The organism is Christiangramia pacifica (genome assembly GCF_057221535.1).
Map to the genome: position 1 here is coordinate 1,946,522 of NZ_CM170146.1, position 17,323 is coordinate 1,963,844.

Below are 17,323 nucleotides of genomic sequence, written 5' to 3' on the forward strand. Positions count from 1 at the left end.
ATTTAATCAAGTTCTTCGATAAAACTGGTAATTGCCGGAATCAATTCCGGATGTAAAGGCCGGTTGGGTTCGTTATAAGATTTTGTATTTACTAGCCTGTCCTTACTTTCCACTTTTCTGAAAATATGATTCATATTTTCCAGTAGAATTAGTTCAGAATCATCAGTGGCCGCATGCAATAATTCAGCTTCTGAAGTTTCTACCTGAATATCAAAAGTGCCGTTAATGATCAAAACAGGAATTTCAAGTTTCTTAATTTCTTCAGCAGGATCGTATTGAATCCAGCTTTTTATAAACGGCTGAACGTATGGAGCGAAAATGCTTGCTAGCATTGAATTGTCATTTTTCGTACTTCCATTTTCCTTAAGTTCCTGGAATTTTATACGAGCGCTTTCTCCCAGTTCGGGGGCCATTTTCGAAAATTGATCTACGATGATCTCATCAATTGGTTTCCCAGCGCCGGCAAGCGAAATAAAAGCGTCTACATCATCATTTGAAGCAAGGATCCCGATAAGCGATCCCTGGCTATGTCCCGCGAGGATGATATTTTCAAACTTATCCTGTTCCCTGAAAAAAGCGATAATTTTTTCAACATCCTCAACTAGATCTGAAAACCTGAGTTCTTCAAAATTCATTTTCAACTCCTGCATTTTAAAGATTCGCTTGTCATACCTAAATGAGGCAATTCCATTTGCAGCCAGTTCACGAGCCATTTTTTTCATCCCATCATTCTTCATCATGGCTTGATTGCCATCCCTGTCTGTAGGACCAGATCCCTGGATAAAAATTATAAGACTTTCTGCTTCTCCAGATACAGGTAGAGTTAAAGTCCCGTCTGTAAATTTGGATATAGAGATCTCTTCTTCAGTATAATTATCTTCCTGGCTATTGACCTGAAGGCCGAAAAACAGGAAAGCAATTGCAATTATTTTTTTCATAATTCATTTTTATTGTCCTGAAAACGTTTAATCACTTTTTGCGCTTCTTCAGGTTTATTAGTGCCTATTAAGAATTTATCACCATTTTTAGTTATAATTTGTATGCCTTTGTTTCCAGAGACATTGTACGCCTTTGCGGTGCCAAAGCCTCGAACGCCCCAACCACCGTATTCAGAGATAGGCGAGTATTTTCTAACGTAACATTTACTAATTTCATTCCAATGGTATTTTCTTCTGAATATTTTGAAAGGAGTAAATTCAGCAGTTATTCCGTTTCTGTCTATTTTGGATTCAAGTTTTAAGACCATAAATAATACGATCACTAAGAGCACAATGGCAGACCCGAAAAAATTCCATTTATTGGTGCCGAACTCTCCTTCTATGTTAAATAAAGGAATTATGGTAACGAATAGTGAACCCACAAGAATTGCCCAGAGCCACCACTGTTTGAAAACCTGAGTTTCTTTAAAAACTCGCATGTATTAATGATTAAGCGTTCCAGCATTAACTACTGGAGTTGCATCTTTATCGCCACATAAGACTACCATCAAATTACTTACCATGGCAGCTCTTCTTTCCCCGTCAAGCTCTACCAGATCCTTTGCGCTTAATTCGTGAAGGGCCATTTCAACCATGCTAACGGCTCCTTCAACAATTTTATGTCTTGCCGCAACGATGGCAGTAGCTTGCTGTCTTTTCAGCATGGCACTTGCAATTTCATTGGCATAGGCCAGATATCCAATTCTTGCTTCAAGTACCTCAATTCCGGCGATATTCAGACGTTCTTCAAGTTCTTTTTCAAGAGCGTCACTTACTTCATTCACGCTCGAGCGCAAGGTAATATCTTCATCAAGACCTTCATCTGCAAAATTATCATAAGGATAGAGGCTGGCAAGTTTTCTTACCGCGGCATCTGTTTGAACTACCACGAAATTTTCAAAATTATCCACATCAAAAGATGCCTTAAAAGTATCCATCACTCGCCAAACGAGAATTGTGCTAATCATAACTGGATTTCCCAGCTTGTCATTCACCTTCAGTCTTTCACTGTCGAAATTCCTAGCTCTAAGGGAGATCTTTTTCTTGGTAAAGAATGGGTTGACCCAGAAGAGTCCGTTTTGCTTAACGGTTCCTTTGTAATCACCAAAGAGTAAAAGAACTCTAGATTCATTGGGGTTTACAAGGATAAATCCAGGTAAGATCAATATTGCGATTAAAACCGTTATGGCCCAAATAGGATTACCGGTAGTGAAGAAACCAACAAAGCTTCCTATTAAAAATAGAAAGAATACGAGCAGCATTGCGTAGCCATTGAAAGCTTTTATAGATTTTTCTTGTGTCATGATTGAAATATTGGTTGATATTAAAATGATATCATAAATATATGATATTAAATTTTAATCTTATTCATTCTTAACACTAATTTTTTATGAGCTTGATTATATTTGCCGAAATATCTAGAAGAATGAAGAAATTAATTGTCTCTCTTAGTATCATGATTGTTTCAACTGTTTGTGTTGCTAATGATTCAGATTGGGGAAAAACCGGTCATCGCGCCACTGCTGAGATCGCAGAAAGCCATTTAAATAAAAAAGCTAAACAAGCCATCGATGAACTTTTAAATGGTCATGGCCTTGCTTTCGTAGCTAATCATGCCGATGATATTAAAAGTGATCCTGAATATAGAAAATTTGGACCATGGCATTATGTAAATATCGCTCCAGATGCGGAGGAATATAATCTTGAAGAGGCTAGTGAAGACGGGGATCTGGTGCAGGCCATAAGAACATGTGTGAGTGTTCTTAAGAGTAAGGATTCATCGGTAGAGCAGAAGCAATTTTACCTAAAAATGCTCGTCCATTTTGTTGGAGACCTTCATCAGCCATTCCATACGGGTCATTCTGAAGATAAAGGCGGAAATGATATCCAGGTGAGATGGTTTAATGATGGTTCTAATATTCACAGGGTATGGGATAGTGAAATGATCAACTTTTACCAAATGAGCTATACCGAGCTTGCTATCAATACTAAAGATCTAAATAAAGCTGAGCTTAAAGAAATAAGAAAGGGTGAACTTTTAGACTGGGTGTATGAGTCCAGAGCGATGGCAGAAGATCTTTATGCAGGTGTTGAAAATGGTGATAAACTTGGCTATTCTTATATGTATGAGCATATGCCAACTGTGCTTGATCAACTTCAAAAAGGAGGAATTCGGCTGGCTAAGATTTTAAACGATATCTATTCTTAAACGATTTTTCGAAAAGTTAGATTGATTCTTGGAGCGTCGATTTTTTTAGATTTAGGTAATTGATGTTTCCAGAATTCCTGGGTTGTACCCTTCATAACTAAAAGGCTGCCATGTTGCAGCCTTATTTTTTTTCTGGCTGCTTTAATCTTTTTATGCTTTAAATAAAAAATCCTTTCTGCCCCAAGACTCACAGAGGAAATTATGGGATTCTTGCCCAGTTCTTTTTCATCATCGGCATGCCAGCCCATACTATCATTTCCATCTCTGTATAAATTTGCCAGGCAAACATTAAAATCACTTTCAATTGATTCACATTTTTGTTTGATCTCAATCAATTCAGAAGGAAAAGGTATGGGATGCATTTCAAGACCGGAATAGGTATATGTTTTCCCATTTTCTCCAAATAAAGCCGTCAATCTTGGCTGTAAAATTTCTTTGCCAAACATTTTTATTTTATCCTGTCGCCATTTATCAAATTGCAATAAAAAATCGAGAACGGAATCAGCTTTACGGCGATTTAAAAAATCAGGATAATATTCAATGGTGGCATCAGGAACATCAAAAATCTCTTTTCTCATTCCCTAAAATTGTAAATAGAACCAGGCCCACCAGATTAATAAAAATTGTAAGGGTAATCTTACAATCAATGCCCACCTTGGAATTCCAGCTCCGGCTTTTTTGGAGGATAACATATAGAAGTGTACCAGTAAGAAGATCAATAACATTAGTATGATCCCGTAAATGGCAAGATCCTTTGTTTCCGGGAAACATAGCGCTATTCCCAGGATTATTTCAGCCAGTCCGCTCAGGTAAACGAGAAGTTTGTGGGACGGCAGGTATCTCGGCATGATGCGCATATACATCTTTGGTTTCAAAAAATGGAAAATGCCAGCAATAATGTACATCGCAGCCATTAAATATAAGTGCCAGGGAAATGTCATTTCTAGAATTTTTTTTCAATATAACTTAATTAAACCTTTCATTAAATTGAATCTGCAGGAAATATGTTTTAAAAATAAAAGTTGTGTAAGTACTTTAAATAGAGTAATTTCAGCGCCCGAAATCTAACTTTTAACCTAACTGTTACTTTTGAAAAAGAACTACTCAGTTTTATTTCTGGTATTTTTTTTATGCTGGAGCGTTACTTCTGCGCAAACTCCTCATGCCTCCAGTAACGAAAGTATGGAAGATCTTGTTAAGGAGATCGAAACTCATATTAGTCAGCATCGCTATGAACTGGCCACTGACGATTCTTATAATCTTTTGAATAAAGCTAAAGATCAGAATAATGATCTGATCACGGCACAGGCATTTAATTATCTTGGTCATATCTTTCTTGACCAAAAAGATAGTGCCCGTGCTCGGAAAAATTATACACTTGGTCTGGAGTATGCCCAGAAGATAAATAACGATACAATTTTAATGAGTTCCTATAATAATCTAGGAAACATTTATTCTGAAATACCTGAGACCACCAATAAAGGAATTGATTATTATAATAAGGTGATCTTCCTGGCAAATAAAATTGGAGATTCTTCAGAACTTATAATTCCAAAGATAAATATTGGTTGGACCTATCTGGATAATGGGAATTATGAAAAAGCCTATCCTTATTTAAATGAATCTTTAAACATTCTGGAATCTGTTGGTTCGCCTAAAGTTGGCAGAGCAGGTTATATTTATTCTCAGCTTTACATGTTACATGGTCGTTATTTTGCCCATAGAAAGCAATATGACACCGCCAGCTATTATTTTGATAAGTCTATTGAATTGGCAATAAAAGATTCTTTGGTACTACCTGCAGCCGAATCTTATAGAGCATATGCGCAAATGCTAAATGCTAAAGGTGATTATGAGGAAGCATATAAAGCTCAGGTAAAATATAATGAGTACAACTCTAAAGTTTTTGAAGCTGAAAAGTTAAAACAAATGGAGATCGCTAATGCAAGATTCAATACTAATGAATATAGAAAAGATCTCGATATAGCTGAAAGAGAACAAAGATACCAGGATGATATCATTGAAAAGTCTAAGGAGAAAGTTGCCATTATGGTGATCTCCTCGGTGATTCTTATGGCGATTTTGGTATTCTTATATAAAATCAATCGTGATCGTCGAAATCTTATTAGTGAGCTGAAGAATAAGAATAAACAGTACAAGGAAGCTAAGGTAGAGGCTGAAAATCTTTCCTTGCTGAAAACACGTTTCTTTAGTACCGTTAGTCATGAGATTAGAACTCCGCTGTATGGAGTGATTGGCTTGACTTCCTTATTACTGGAAGAAAAAAGTCTTGGAAAACATAAATCTGACCTTAAATCTCTAAAGTTTTCTGCAGATTATTTGCTGGCACTTATAAATGATGTGCTTCAAATGAATAAAATGGAGTCTAACGAAGTGAAACTGGAAAATGTATCTTTCAATTTGAGGGATCAGGTTAATAGCATTTTGAACAGTTTTGAGTTTACTCGTGTTCAAAATAAGAACGAACTTCATTTAAATTTCGATGATGATATCCCTGCATATTTATTAGGGGACTCTATAAGATTGTCTCAGATCCTGATGAATCTGGTAGGTAATGCCATGAAATTTACAGAAAGAGGGAATATTTATTTTTCTGTAAAACAGCTGGAAAGACAGGATGATAAATCCAAGATCTATTTCGAAGTGCGTGATGACGGACCAGGAATTCCTGAAAGTAAGAAAAAAGTGATCTTTGAGGAATTTTCGCAACTAGACAATTCTAATTACAATTACCAGGGAACCGGACTTGGCTTACCAATTGTAAAAAGGCTTTTAAAGTTATTTGATTCCAAAATTAAATTAGACAGTAAAGAGGGTGAAGGTTCAACTTTCAGTTTTTCGATAGTTTTTGATGTTGATACTTCTAAAACTGAAAATATTGAAGTTATCGAGGATTCGGTAATAAATGATTATTCAGATAGAAAAAGCATCCTTATCGTAGACGACAATAGGATTAACCAGGTGGTGACCAGACGTATTCTTGAGAAGAAGGATTTTGTTTGTGAAGTGGCGGGTGATGGCGTTACGGCGATCGAATTGGTTAAAAATGGCAATTTTGACCTGGTTCTTATGGATGTAAATATGCCAGGTATCTCGGGATTGGAAGCTTCCAAGCGTATCAGGGAATTTGATAAAGACATTCCGATTCTGGCATTAACGGCCGTTGAGGTAGAAGAAATTCGGGAAGAAATTCATTCAGCAGGAATGAGCGGAATTATTATCAAACCTTATGATGTACAGAAATTCTATCAGATCATTTATAAGAATCTAAGTATTCCTAGGCTACCCGAAGAAGTTTAAATTATCTTTTAACTATTTCTGAATTTTCCGGAGCCTGAAAAAATTCCTTTTTCGGTTTAAAAAAATTAATGTTAGAAATAGCCGCTTCGCCTAATTTTTCACCAAAACCATCTTGAGTATTCCAATCATGGAAACTCCATTTTGTAGCCATATCTATATTATCCATACTTTTGAAATCTGAATAAACGATGGCGTGTGGATTCTCTTCTGCTTTTTCCTGTTCGGTTCTAAAAGTTACAATATAGGCTGCCGCTTTTAATCTGTTCGTTTGCGGTTGCTTATAAATTATATACCAGTCATCTGGAGAATCACCCACGTTAGATCTAAAAGTTAATCTGGAAGTTTCATATTCTATACTATCTAGAACTTTGGTTCCCTGTTCTTCCCAGATGGTTCCCGGATCTGTGAGCTTAAAAGGCATGGCAAAGAAATACTGCCAAGTGAAAATATCAAATCTCGCACCATCACTATCAGAACCTTTGGGTGAAATAAAAACCTGCTCACCATCGTAGATAAGCGAAGTACCGTCATTCTTATCTACTCTAACTTTTGAAGAATTCGTGGTCATGCTAACTTTACCTTCCAAACGGGTCTTTCCTCCAAACTCCAGTTTGATATCAAATGAAACAGCATCTTTCATCATAAAAGCCGCTTTATTATGCGCTTCTTCAATATTTTCAGAAAAGCTTAAAGCCTTCGGAGGTACAGCGCCAGAACCAATTCCATTGTCTGGCTCAACCGGAATTCGCTCTTCGGAACTATTTTGTTTGCAGCTGAAAATACTAAGTACGACAATGATAATTGCAATCTTTTTCATGACAGAATTTTTTTAAAAATACGAAAGAATAAACAGTCGCATAAAAAAACCGCCTCTCTAAAAGAAAAGCGGTTCATTTCAATTATGAAAAACTAATTATTTTACCATTTCAAAACTTCTCTTGATAAAACTGGTAAGTTCCTCTCCCTTAAGTAGATTCTGAGATAATCTCGCAAGGTCTAAAGATTGCTTAATTAGGCGCTGCTGTTTTTTCTCAGTTTTGGTATTCAAAATAGTGTTTATAAGCTCGTGATTTGTGTTTACCACTAAATTGTACATCTCCGGCATATTTCCCATACCAAACATTCCACCGCCACCAGTTTGTTGCATTTCTTTCATTCTACGCATAAACTCTGGCTGCGTAATGATCAATGGTGCCGCATTACTATCCATCGCTTCCATCTGAATAGTGTATTTTTCTGATGGAATTACTTTTTCAAAATCAGCTTTAAGCTTCTCCTTTTCTTCATCTGAAAGTTTAGAGATCTTCTCATCATCTTTCTTAATAAGATTATCTACATGATCTGAATCAACTCTTACGAAAGAAACTTTTTCTTTTGAAGTCTCAAGTTTCTGTAATAGATGCGATACAATTGGAGAATCTAGAAGTAAAACTTTATAGCCTTTATCTTTAGCTGCTTCGATATAGCTATGTTGTTCATTTTCATTAGAAGCATAAAGTACTACCATATTGCCATCCTTATCGGTTTGGTTTTCTTTGATAGCCGCTTCTAATTCTTCATAGGTATAATAGTCACCTTCAGTAGTTGGATAAAGCGCAAATTTTTCAGCTTTTTCGAAGAATTTATCTTCTGAAAGCATTCCGTATTCTATAACGATCTTAATATCATTCCATTTCTTCTCAAAATCTTCCCGGTTATTATTGAAAAGACTTTTCAGCTTATCTGCCACTTTTCTGGTGATGTAACTAGAAATCTTTTTTACAGCTCCATCAGCCTGAAGATATGATCTGGAAACGTTTAAAGGAATATCCGGAGAGTCAATCACTCCGCGTAACATGGTAAGAAATTCCGGTACGATTCCTTCAACATTATCAGTCACAAAAACCTGGTTTTGATAAAGTTGAATCTTATCCTTTTGAATGTTCATGTCTGAAGTCATTCTTGGGAAATAAAGAATACCAGTTAGGTTGAAAGGATAATCTACATTCAGGTGAATATGAAATAATGGCTCCTCGAACTGCATTGGATATAGCTCGCGATAGAATTCATTATAATCTTTTTCCTCAAGATCTGTAGGCTGTTTTGTCCATGCCGGGTTAGGATTGTTGATAATATTATCAACTGTCTTGGTTTCTGGTTTGGCATCTTCCTTTGCATCTTCAGGCAACGGTAAAGTTTCTTCCTTAGTTCCGAATTTGATCGGAATAGGCATAAACTTATTATACTTCACCAATAACTCCTGAATTCTGTTCTCTTCCAGAAACTCTTTATCCTCTTCGTTTATGTGCAGGATGATTTCTGTACCATGCTCTTTTTTCTCTGCATCTTCTAGAGTAAACTCAGTTGTCCCTTCACAGATCCAGTGAGCTGCAGGTTCGTCTTTATGAGATTTTGTAATGATCTCTACTTTATTTGCTACCATAAAGGCAGAGTAGAAACCTAGACCAAAATGACCTATAATTCCACTGTCTTTCGCAGAATCCTTATACTTATTCAAAAATTCTTCAGCTCCAGAGAAAGCCACTTCGTTGATGTATTTCTCAACTTCTTCCTTGGTCATTCCAATTCCCTGGTCAATTACGTGAAGCGTGTTATTTTCCTTATTAACCTTTACTTCGATTACAGGATTTCCATAATCTACATTAGCTTCACCCAGGCTGCTAAGGTGTTTAAGTTTTAAGGTTGCATCAGTTGCGTTAGATATAAGCTCTCTCAAAAAGATTTCATGATCACTGTATAAAAACTTTTTGATGAGCGGAAAAATGTTTTCAACAGATACATTTATTTTTCCGGTTGCCATATGTGTAATTTTTAATTTTTAATTCATTCTCCTTATTTCAAAAAAAATACCATACCCAATTCGCTGTCAATCTGGCACGCTGTAATTAATGAGGTTGGCATACGTCTAAATTGCATGTTACCCACAGCTAAATTATTTAACAAAGTTTTGTTTAAAGAAATAAAGAAATAATTAAACAAAATTGTATTTTTGAATTAGAAAGAAAAAATTATGGCAAAGACGACAGGAAATAGTAAGGTGAAAAAGAAACCGAATGCAGACCAGATCATAGCCATTTACATGGATTATGTTCTCGAGAATGAAAGAACTCCCAAAAGTGTATACAAATTTGCTAAGGATAATGAGATGACGGAGCAAGACTTTTACCAATTTTTTGGAAGTTTTGAAGGTTTGAGGAAAACAATCTGGGATAAATTTTTTGAGAATAGTTTGCAGGTTATGGTAAAATCTAAAGAATATGCTGGTTTTTCAAATCGTGAAAAGCTTCTGACATTTTTTTATACTTTTTTCGAGGTTTTAACTGCCAATAGAAGTTATGTACTGTATAGTTTGAGGGAGCATGAAATGCCGATAAGAAATCTTGAGCAATTGAAAACATTGCGTAAGCGAATGAAGGGCCATGCAAAAGGATTGATTCAGGATGGTAATAAGGATAAAAATCTAAAATTATTCAAGCAAAATGAAATGGTTTTTTCCGAAGGTGTATGGGTACAGTTCTTATTCCTTTTAAAGTTCTGGATGGACGATAATTCTGCAGCGTTTGAAAGTACGGATGTAGCAATAGAAAAATCTGTAAACACAGTTTTCGACCTTTTTGATAATACACCATTGGAAAGAGTAGTGGATTTAGGAAAGTTTTTATGGAAAGAAAGAATGGCGTAAGTCGGGAGGAGAAAGATGAAAACAATAGATAATATACCTACTGGAAAGATCGGAAGAACAGGAAAATTAGTTCAGACCGGTGTTAAAATAGGTGGGAATTACTTAAAATATTACAGTAAAAAGGCTTTCAATTCTGAATTAACCAGAGATGAACTGGACGAGAGTAATGCTAGTGATATCTATGACGGTTTAAAAAGCTTGAAAGGTAGTGCGCTCAAAGTTGCTCAAATGCTAAGCATGGAAAAGAATTTACTTCCAGGGGCATATGTAGAAAAGTTCAGTTTAGCTCAATTTAGCGTACCACCATTATCGGCACCATTAGTTAGAAAAACATTTAAAAAATATCACGGAGAATATCCGGAAGAATTATACGATACGTTTGCAACCCAATCGGTGAACGCTGCCAGCATCGGACAGGTGCATAAGGCGACAAAAGATGGGAAAAAACTTGCTGTGAAAATCCAATATCCGGGGGTTGCAGACAGTATCAGTTCAGATCTTGCTATGGTGAAACCAATCGCTTTGCGTATGTTCAATATGCAGGCAAAAGATTCTGAAAAATATTTTAAGGAAGTTGAAGGTAAACTTTTGGAAGAGACAGATTACGTTCTTGAAGTAAAGCAAAGCAAGGAAATTTCCAAAGCTTGTTCGCATATTCCTAATCTCAGGTTTCCGGAATATTATGAAGATTTATCCAGCGAGCGTATTATTACTATGGACTGGATGGATGGTATTCACCTAAGTGAGTTTGCCAAAATTAATGAAGATCAGGAATTGGCTGATAAAATAGGTCAGGCACTTTGGGACTTTTATATGTATCAAATTCATGGATTGAAGCAAGTACATGCAGATCCGCATCCTGGCAATTTCATGGTTGATGATAATAATAATTTGATCGCTATAGATTTTGGATGTATCAAACACATTCCGAAAGAATTTTATGATCCGTATTTCTCTCTTGTGAATAGAGATAATTTGAATAACAAGGAATACTTCCATAAAAGATTGCTGGAATTGGAAATTTTAACTGAGAAGGATTCAGACAAGGAAAAAGAGTTTTTCTCTGAGATGTTTCACGAGATGTTTACTATGTTTTCCACTCCCTTTCAATCTGAAAAATTTGATTTTACAGATGAAAATTTCTGGAAACACCTTACTGAATTAAGTGAAAGATATTCCAAGGATCCTGAACTGCGAAAAATGAATGGCAATAGAGGAAGCAGACACTTTCTTTATATGAGTAGAACCTTTTTTGGTCTTTATAATTTATTACATGATCTTAAAGCGAATGTTGAAATTAATAAGTTTAGAGCGTACCTCTAAAAGTTGATTTATTGGTTAGGTTGTTAGGAAGCGCGTTTGACCCCCATCAGGTGCGCTTCCTTGTTAAATTGAAAAGCCCGGCAATTGCCGGGCTTTTCAATTTTATAAACATTTTAATTAATTGCCAGAAGTCTCATCAGAGGAATTTGCCTGGTCGCCTGCCGTTATCTCTTCTTTATTCTTTACATACTTTTCTAACCATTGATCCTGTTCCCATAATACGTGAAGAACAGATTCTTTTGCACTGTATCCATGGCTTTCTTTTGGTAGCATAACTAGCCTGGCCGTAGCACCAAGACCTTTTAAAGCATTAAAATACCGCTCACTTTGCATGGGATAAGTACCTGAATTATTATCTGCCTCTCCGTGGATAAGAAGTAATGGAGTTTTCATCTTATCTGAATGCATAAAAGGCGACATGGTATTATAAACATCTGGCGCTTCCCAGTAGCTTCTTTCCTCACTTTGAAAACCGAAAGGAGTTAGTGTCCTATTATAGGCCCCGCTACGAGCGATTCCAGCCGCAAATAGATTTGAATGGGATAAAAGATTCGCTGTCATAAAAGCTCCATAACTGTGCCCACCTACAGCAACTCTGTCACGATCTACATAACCCATCTCGTCCACGGCATCTATTGCAGCTTTGGCATTTGCAACCAACTGCTTTCTAAAACTGTCGTTAGGTTCTTCATCACCTTCTCCTACAATTGGAAATGAAGCATCATCAAGAACCACGTATCCGCGATTAACCCAGTAAATAGGAGAACCGTAATAAGGGTAGGTGAAATCGTTAGCATTTGAAGTATTTTGTGAAGCAGAATTCTTGTCTTTAAATTCTCTAGGATAAGCCCACATGAACATCGGTAATTTCTCAGGATTTTCCTTGTCATAACCTGCAGGCAAATAAAGCGTAGCATTTAACTCTAGACCATCATCACGTTTGTAGGTGATCACTTCCTTACTAACCTCTTCCAGGCTTTTAAATGGATTTTCAAAAGAGGTGATCTGGGTAAGATCATTATCAGAACTTATATCCCTGATATAATAATTTGGATATTCGGTTGAGGCTTCAATGCTTACCAGGATTTTTCCATTTTCGATATCAAGGGCTTCGATTAAGCTTTCTTTTCTATTTGTAAATTTTGATTGGTAGAGTCGTTCTGTCTCTCCAGTTTCCAGATCAATCTTGTCTACAAATGGAAACTGACCTTCCTCAGTATAACCTCTACCTAAAAGAAAAGCTTCCTCTCCATCAAGTTTTAGAACACTTCTACCGTAATCATTCTTTGTAGTAACAAAATTTCCTGGTTCGCTGTAGACATCCTGGTAATTTCTGTCAAAAATGATCTCAGGTTTTTCCGAAGCATCCGAAGGATTGAAAACATAAGTTTTAGTATTCCTGTCATTCCACCAATAATCCATGGCGATAGCAAGTTCATCATTACCCCAGATAATTCCACTTCCGCGATTTTTGACCTTCAATAATGAAAATCCCTCTCCTTTAAAAGGAGCTTTCAGTTGGAAGTATTCATCTCGATATTCTGCCTCGTTCTCCGGATCTCCACCATCCAGAGCGGTTACGTAAATTAATGTAGAAGGTTGGTCGCTTCTCCATTGAAAACTACGCTTGCCTTCGCGCTCTGCCATAAAGCCTTTAGGTAGATCTTCGATTAATGGAACATCGTTGATCATATTTATAAGATTGCCATTAGCATCATAAATGTTGGTTTCTGAAGGAAATCTGTAATAAGGAACCAAGTAAGAAAATGGTTTTTTAATGTGCTCTACCATCACATATTTCCCATCAGGTGAAAAAGAGATATCGCTATACATTTTGGGAGACATCCATTTTGAATTCGTACCATCTAGATTCACTTTCACTAGTTCAGATCTGGCTAATTGCTCAAAATTATATTCGTCATTAGGGTTTTTCAACAGATCCTGATAGGTCCTATTTTGCGCTTCTTTTCCGTCACTAACAGATACGGTTGGTCCCGTGGGAACCGAAGTTTCTGTATCTATTAATTCTTTTCTATCTGCAGGCAGCATAGTAACCAGTAAGGCAGAATTGTCTCTGAACCAATTTATCGTACTGCGCATATTTGCGTTTAAATTGGCTTCGGTTAATCTCCTGGCAGTAGCCTTCTGAATATCCAGAACCCATAATTCTACACCTTTATCTGTTGTATGAGTAAAAGCGATCATGGATTCGTCTGGAGACCAGGAAAAATTGGTAAGTCTCGGTGATTCAGGCAGACCCTTTACATCTTTAGGTTCATCACCATCAACAGATTTAACTTTCAGGTCGTTGTAATAACGGGCCCTGCTATTAATGTTCGTTATCGGGTTGATCCTTAAACCACCCAGGCGCATTTCCTCTTCACTCAGTTCAGCTATACTTTTAAATTGATCTCTGTAAAGAAAGATCATCATCTCCGCATCACTGTCCAAAATAGTTGCCGGAGCTAGAGGAACATCGATAAGATCAAGAATTTCTTTTGGTGGCTTTTGATAATCTAAATTTTCCTGGGCGATCACTCCCGAGACAAACAGGATAACCGCTGAAAAGCACATGAATATTTGCTTCATAAATTAAATTTTAGTTGAAATTTTAATGGAGGCTAGAATAGAAGGAATGTTAATGTTTCTTATATTGCGCGTCCATTTTTTTACAATTTGCTTAAATTTAATAAGAATAATTTTTAAAATCACAAAAACTGTCCATGTATCAAACTAAAATTGCAGGATTAGGAAAATATGTTCCTGAAAATATTGTGACCAATGATGATCTATCCAAATTAATGGATACGAATGATGAATGGATTACGGAACGTACGGGAATCAAAGAGCGTAGGCATATTAAAAAAGGTGATGGTAACACGACGGCGACCATGGGAGTTAAAGCTGCTAAGATTGCGATTGAACGTGCCGGTATCTCAAAAGACGATATAGATCTAATTGTTTTCGCCACGCTTAGCCCTGATTATTATTTCCCTGGTTGTGGTGTTCAGGTTCAGGAAATGTTGGAAATTGATACATGTCCCGCGTTGGATGTGCGTAACCAATGTAGCGGATTTGTTTACGCGATTTCGGTAGCAGATCAGTTTATCAAAACTGGAATGTACAAGAACGTTCTTGTAATTGGGAGTGAAAATCATAGTGGCGGATTGGATTTTACGACTCGTGGTCGTTCAGTTTCGGTGATTTTTGGAGATGGGGCAGGAGCTGCCGTTCTAACCAGAAGTGATCATAATGGGCAGGGCATTCTCTCTACGCATTTACATTCTGAAGGAAAACATGCTCTTGAATTATCACTGAAAGGGCCTAGTACTAATCACTGGGTTCCGGAGATCATTGCTGAAAATCCGCAGGGAGACGATATTCCATATTATCCATATATGAACGGACAGTTCGTTTTTAAAAATGCCATTCAGCGTTTCTCAGAAGTGATCAATGAAGGTCTTAAAGAAAATGGTCTTGAGGTTTCAGATATTGACATGCTTATTCCGCACCAGGCAAATTTAAGAATTTCACATTTTGTACAGCAAAAATTCAAACTGTCAGACGATCAGGTTTATAATAATATTCAGAAATACGGAAATACAACAGCAGCATCCATTCCTATCGCTTTAACCGAAGCATGGGAAAAAGGAAAGGTGAAAGATGAAGATATCGTTGTTTTGGCTGCCTTTGGTAGTGGATTTACCTGGGGTAGTGCCATCATAAAATGGTAAGAAATTAAAAGGCTGGTCTCACCAGCCTTTTTTTATATTCCTTTAAAATATTTGTAGAGATCATAAATACCAAATAGTATAAAACCTACAGCTATCATAATTCCGAAAGTTTCCGGTTCCTCTATCTGAGATTTCTGATATAATCTGAAACTTCCGTAGAGCAGGAAAATAATACCCAGAACGAGGTTCCAGATATTTCTTTGCGGTTTAGCTTCTCCAGTATTTAATTCCTGATCACTCATTTGTAAAGTCTTTTGGAAAAGTTGTTTTGGCAATTTTTACGGCCTCCTCGTAGTCTTTTTCGAAAACAAAAAGTAGAACCTGTCCCGGTGTAGCACCAAAACCGGCTCTGATACTGGATTCAAAATCATTTCTCACCCGGGAGTGAATTCCAGATTTTTCAAATAGTTCCTGTAAATATTGAACGTTGGTTTCTGGACCTGTATATACTCTTTTGTAGCTTTCTTCGTCGCTCATTTTTCTAATTTATCTCTCTAAATTACAAATAAGCGCTATTCTACGGGAATTTTTTGTTCGAAATTAACTTAGGCGTTGTAAAATTTACTGTTCCAGATCTCTGTGCTGAAATTTTTTCCCATTTTAAATCCGTAGAAAATGGACAATCCTGCAAACCATTTGAAGATGAAGAAAAAGATCATGAAAAATTGCGTGGTAGATTGCTGAGGTGTAAATAAACCTTCAGGAATCAATAGCGCTGTCAGAAAACTGGTGGCCAGAAGTAGAATTACAAAGTTCTCCAATGTTTTAAAGGGCCACATGAGCATTTTTCTAAGCGGATGCAGATCATTTCCCCATTTATGGATCAAATAATAATAATCGTTTCCAATTGGAGCAAATAGCAATGGATCATCTGCATTTTCTAACTTGAATAATTTGGAGGGAGCAATGATCTTGAAACCTTTTAATTCAGTTTTATGAATTTTCTCCAGGTTTTTGATTTCCATCAATGCCTCATAAGGTATCTCCGCTTTAAAGAATTTAGAATCCAGAAACCTTAGTCGATAGTCAACGCAGATTTGATAAATATCATCAAGATGAAAGATACGGTGAGATTCTAATTCATCAGGATTAAAATTATTCTCCGGGGTAGAAGCACCATTATTAAGTTCATTCTTAATAGATTTGTCTCTAGTCTCAGCTTCAGAGAAAATTGAAGCGACAGTTGCCATAATTTCCTCTTCCTTGGATTTTTTATTTCTGGATCTTAGTAATTGCTGTTCGATATCAGTGCGTGGAATTCTCAACTTCATTTTCTTTTTCTTTAGCGTCACTAAATTAGATAATTAGCAACTAAATAACAATTTGTTTATTGGTAAATACTGCCTTGATTCTGATTATTTTTAGCTGAGACAAAAGTTAATTATGTGCTAAATGCCATATTTCAGAAAACTGATGGGGATGCTAACTCGTATTTTTCTATATAAATAATCAAACATTAAATTATGAAAAATCTTAGAATCTTTACCGTATTGAGCATGTTCCTTTTCATTGGAACTGTAGCAATAGGACAAAATGACAAAGCTGAAACTAAAATGGTTGGCGGTGCAGAAATGTATCCATCAAAGAACATCGTCGAGAACGCTGTTAATTCAAAAGATCACACTACGCTTGTTGCGGCGGTAAAGGCTGCTGGTTTAGTTGACATTTTAAAAAGCGAGGGACCCTTCACGGTTTTTGCTCCAACCAATGAAGCATTTGAAGCTTTACCAGCTGGAACTGTAGAAACTCTTTTGAAAGAGGAAAATCAAAACAAATTGCAGGCGGTTCTTACCTATCATGTTCTGGCCGGTGATTACAAAGCAGCAGATATTGTAGCCGCTATTAAAAAAGGAAATGGGAAAGCGACCTTTGCCACTGTAAATGGAGGAAATCTTTCGGCAATGCTTGAAGATGATAACGTAAAAATTAAAGATGCTTCTGGAAATGTTGCTACTGTTAGCATTGCAGATGTTAATCAATCAAATGGTGTAATTCACGTAATTGATACCGTGTTACTACCTGCAGAGTAGAATAATTGTGAAGAAAAATTTAGAAAAAGCGGCGATGAGCCGCTTTT

General features: G+C 36.5%; 17 protein-coding genes. 6 read left to right on the top strand and 11 right to left on the bottom strand.

Annotation, left to right across the window (positions count from 1 at the left end):
• Positions 1-2: 2 nt before the first annotated feature.
• The 3 genes from AC2S94_RS09095 to AC2S94_RS09105 are packed head-to-tail and all read right to left on the bottom strand — an operon-like array spanning position 3 to position 2,281.
• The gene (locus AC2S94_RS09095) at positions 3-938 is read right to left on the bottom strand and encodes an alpha/beta hydrolase family protein (protein WP_484628287.1); all 936 of its coding nucleotides are present in this window, start codon (positions 936-938) and stop codon (positions 3-5) included.
• Positions 935-1,417 carry a hypothetical protein gene (locus tag AC2S94_RS09100; protein ID WP_484628288.1) on the bottom strand — a complete coding sequence of 161 codons (483 nt, stop codon included), beginning with the start codon at positions 1,415-1,417 and terminating at the stop codon, positions 935-937. The genes AC2S94_RS09095 and AC2S94_RS09100 overlap by 4 nt, the downstream gene beginning before the upstream one ends.
• Before the next feature lie 3 nt (positions 1,418-1,420).
• The gene (locus AC2S94_RS09105; protein WP_484628289.1) at positions 1,421-2,281 is read right to left on the bottom strand and encodes an SPFH domain-containing protein; all 861 of its coding nucleotides are present in this window, start codon (positions 2,279-2,281) and stop codon (positions 1,421-1,423) included.
• A gap of 122 nt (positions 2,282-2,403) precedes the next feature.
• On the opposite strand from AC2S94_RS09105, the gene AC2S94_RS09110 reads away from it, so the two are divergent.
• Positions 2,404-3,186, top strand: a complete 783-nt coding sequence (locus AC2S94_RS09110) for a S1/P1 nuclease (protein WP_484628290.1) — start codon at positions 2,404-2,406, stop codon at positions 3,184-3,186.
• Here AC2S94_RS09110 and AC2S94_RS09115 read toward each other — a convergent pair.
• On the bottom strand, positions 3,183-3,764 hold the full coding sequence (locus AC2S94_RS09115) for an alpha-ketoglutarate-dependent dioxygenase AlkB family protein (protein WP_484628291.1): 582 nt from the start codon (positions 3,762-3,764) through the stop codon (positions 3,183-3,185). The two genes, AC2S94_RS09110 and AC2S94_RS09115, sit on opposite strands and share 4 nt — an antisense overlap.
• A gap of 3 nt (positions 3,765-3,767) precedes the next feature.
• The gene (locus tag AC2S94_RS09120; protein WP_484628292.1) at positions 3,768-4,127 is read right to left on the bottom strand and encodes a DoxX family protein; all 360 of its coding nucleotides are present in this window, start codon (positions 4,125-4,127) and stop codon (positions 3,768-3,770) included.
• Positions 4,128-4,275: 148 nt separating this feature from the next.
• Here AC2S94_RS09120 and AC2S94_RS09125 point away from each other — a divergent pair, with 148 nt between their 5' ends.
• Complete coding sequence (locus AC2S94_RS09125; RefSeq protein ID WP_484628293.1) at positions 4,276-6,507, top strand: tetratricopeptide repeat-containing hybrid sensor histidine kinase/response regulator; 2,232 nt, start codon at positions 4,276-4,278, stop codon at positions 6,505-6,507.
• A gap of 1 nt (position 6,508) precedes the next feature.
• Here AC2S94_RS09125 and AC2S94_RS09130 read toward each other — a convergent pair whose 3' ends face one another.
• Positions 6,509-7,324 carry a DUF6503 family protein gene (locus tag AC2S94_RS09130; protein ID WP_484628294.1) on the bottom strand — a complete coding sequence of 272 codons (816 nt, stop codon included), beginning with the start codon at positions 7,322-7,324 and terminating at the stop codon, positions 6,509-6,511.
• A 96-nt stretch (positions 7,325-7,420) separates the two neighbouring features.
• Positions 7,421-9,307: a molecular chaperone HtpG gene (gene htpG / locus AC2S94_RS09135; protein WP_484628295.1), complete on the bottom strand. Its 1,887-nt coding sequence runs from the start codon at positions 9,305-9,307 to the stop codon at positions 7,421-7,423.
• A gap of 210 nt (positions 9,308-9,517) precedes the next feature.
• Between htpG and AC2S94_RS09140 the strand changes: the two genes are divergently transcribed.
• Together AC2S94_RS09140 and AC2S94_RS09145 are read left to right on the top strand one after the other, a co-directional pair.
• Entirely contained in the window at positions 9,518-10,189 is a 672-nt protein-coding gene (locus AC2S94_RS09140; RefSeq protein WP_484628296.1) for a TetR/AcrR family transcriptional regulator, read from the top strand.
• A gap of 15 nt (positions 10,190-10,204) precedes the next feature.
• Entirely contained in the window at positions 10,205-11,512 is a 1,308-nt protein-coding gene (locus AC2S94_RS09145) for an ABC1 kinase family protein (RefSeq protein WP_484628297.1), read from the top strand.
• Positions 11,513-11,629: 117 nt separating this feature from the next.
• Here AC2S94_RS09145 and AC2S94_RS09150 read toward each other — a convergent pair whose 3' ends face one another.
• Complete coding sequence (locus AC2S94_RS09150) at positions 11,630-14,101, bottom strand: S9 family peptidase (protein ID WP_484628298.1); 2,472 nt, start codon at positions 14,099-14,101, stop codon at positions 11,630-11,632.
• Positions 14,102-14,235: 134 nt separating this feature from the next.
• Here AC2S94_RS09150 and AC2S94_RS09155 point away from each other — a divergent pair, with 134 nt between their 5' ends.
• On the top strand, positions 14,236-15,246 hold the full coding sequence (locus AC2S94_RS09155) for a 3-oxoacyl-ACP synthase III family protein (RefSeq protein WP_484628299.1): 1,011 nt from the start codon (positions 14,236-14,238) through the stop codon (positions 15,244-15,246).
• A 32-nt stretch (positions 15,247-15,278) separates the two neighbouring features.
• Here the strand turns inward: AC2S94_RS09155 and AC2S94_RS09160 are convergent, their stop codons facing one another.
• From AC2S94_RS09160 to AC2S94_RS09170, 3 genes are all read right to left on the bottom strand, one after another.
• Complete coding sequence (locus AC2S94_RS09160) at positions 15,279-15,488, bottom strand: hypothetical protein (RefSeq protein ID WP_484628300.1); 210 nt, start codon at positions 15,486-15,488, stop codon at positions 15,279-15,281.
• The gene (locus tag AC2S94_RS09165; protein WP_484628301.1) at positions 15,481-15,723 is read right to left on the bottom strand and encodes a putative signal transducing protein; all 243 of its coding nucleotides are present in this window, start codon (positions 15,721-15,723) and stop codon (positions 15,481-15,483) included. Before AC2S94_RS09165 ends, AC2S94_RS09160 begins: the two co-directional genes overlap by 8 nt.
• A 68-nt stretch (positions 15,724-15,791) precedes the next feature.
• Complete coding sequence (locus AC2S94_RS09170; protein ID WP_484628302.1) at positions 15,792-16,517, bottom strand: hypothetical protein; 726 nt, start codon at positions 16,515-16,517, stop codon at positions 15,792-15,794.
• 192 nt (positions 16,518-16,709) lie between these two features.
• On the opposite strand from AC2S94_RS09170, the gene AC2S94_RS09175 reads away from it, so the two are divergent.
• Positions 16,710-17,276: a fasciclin domain-containing protein gene (locus tag AC2S94_RS09175; RefSeq protein WP_484628303.1), complete on the top strand. Its 567-nt coding sequence runs from the start codon at positions 16,710-16,712 to the stop codon at positions 17,274-17,276.
• The last annotated feature ends 47 nt before the right edge of the window (positions 17,277-17,323 follow it).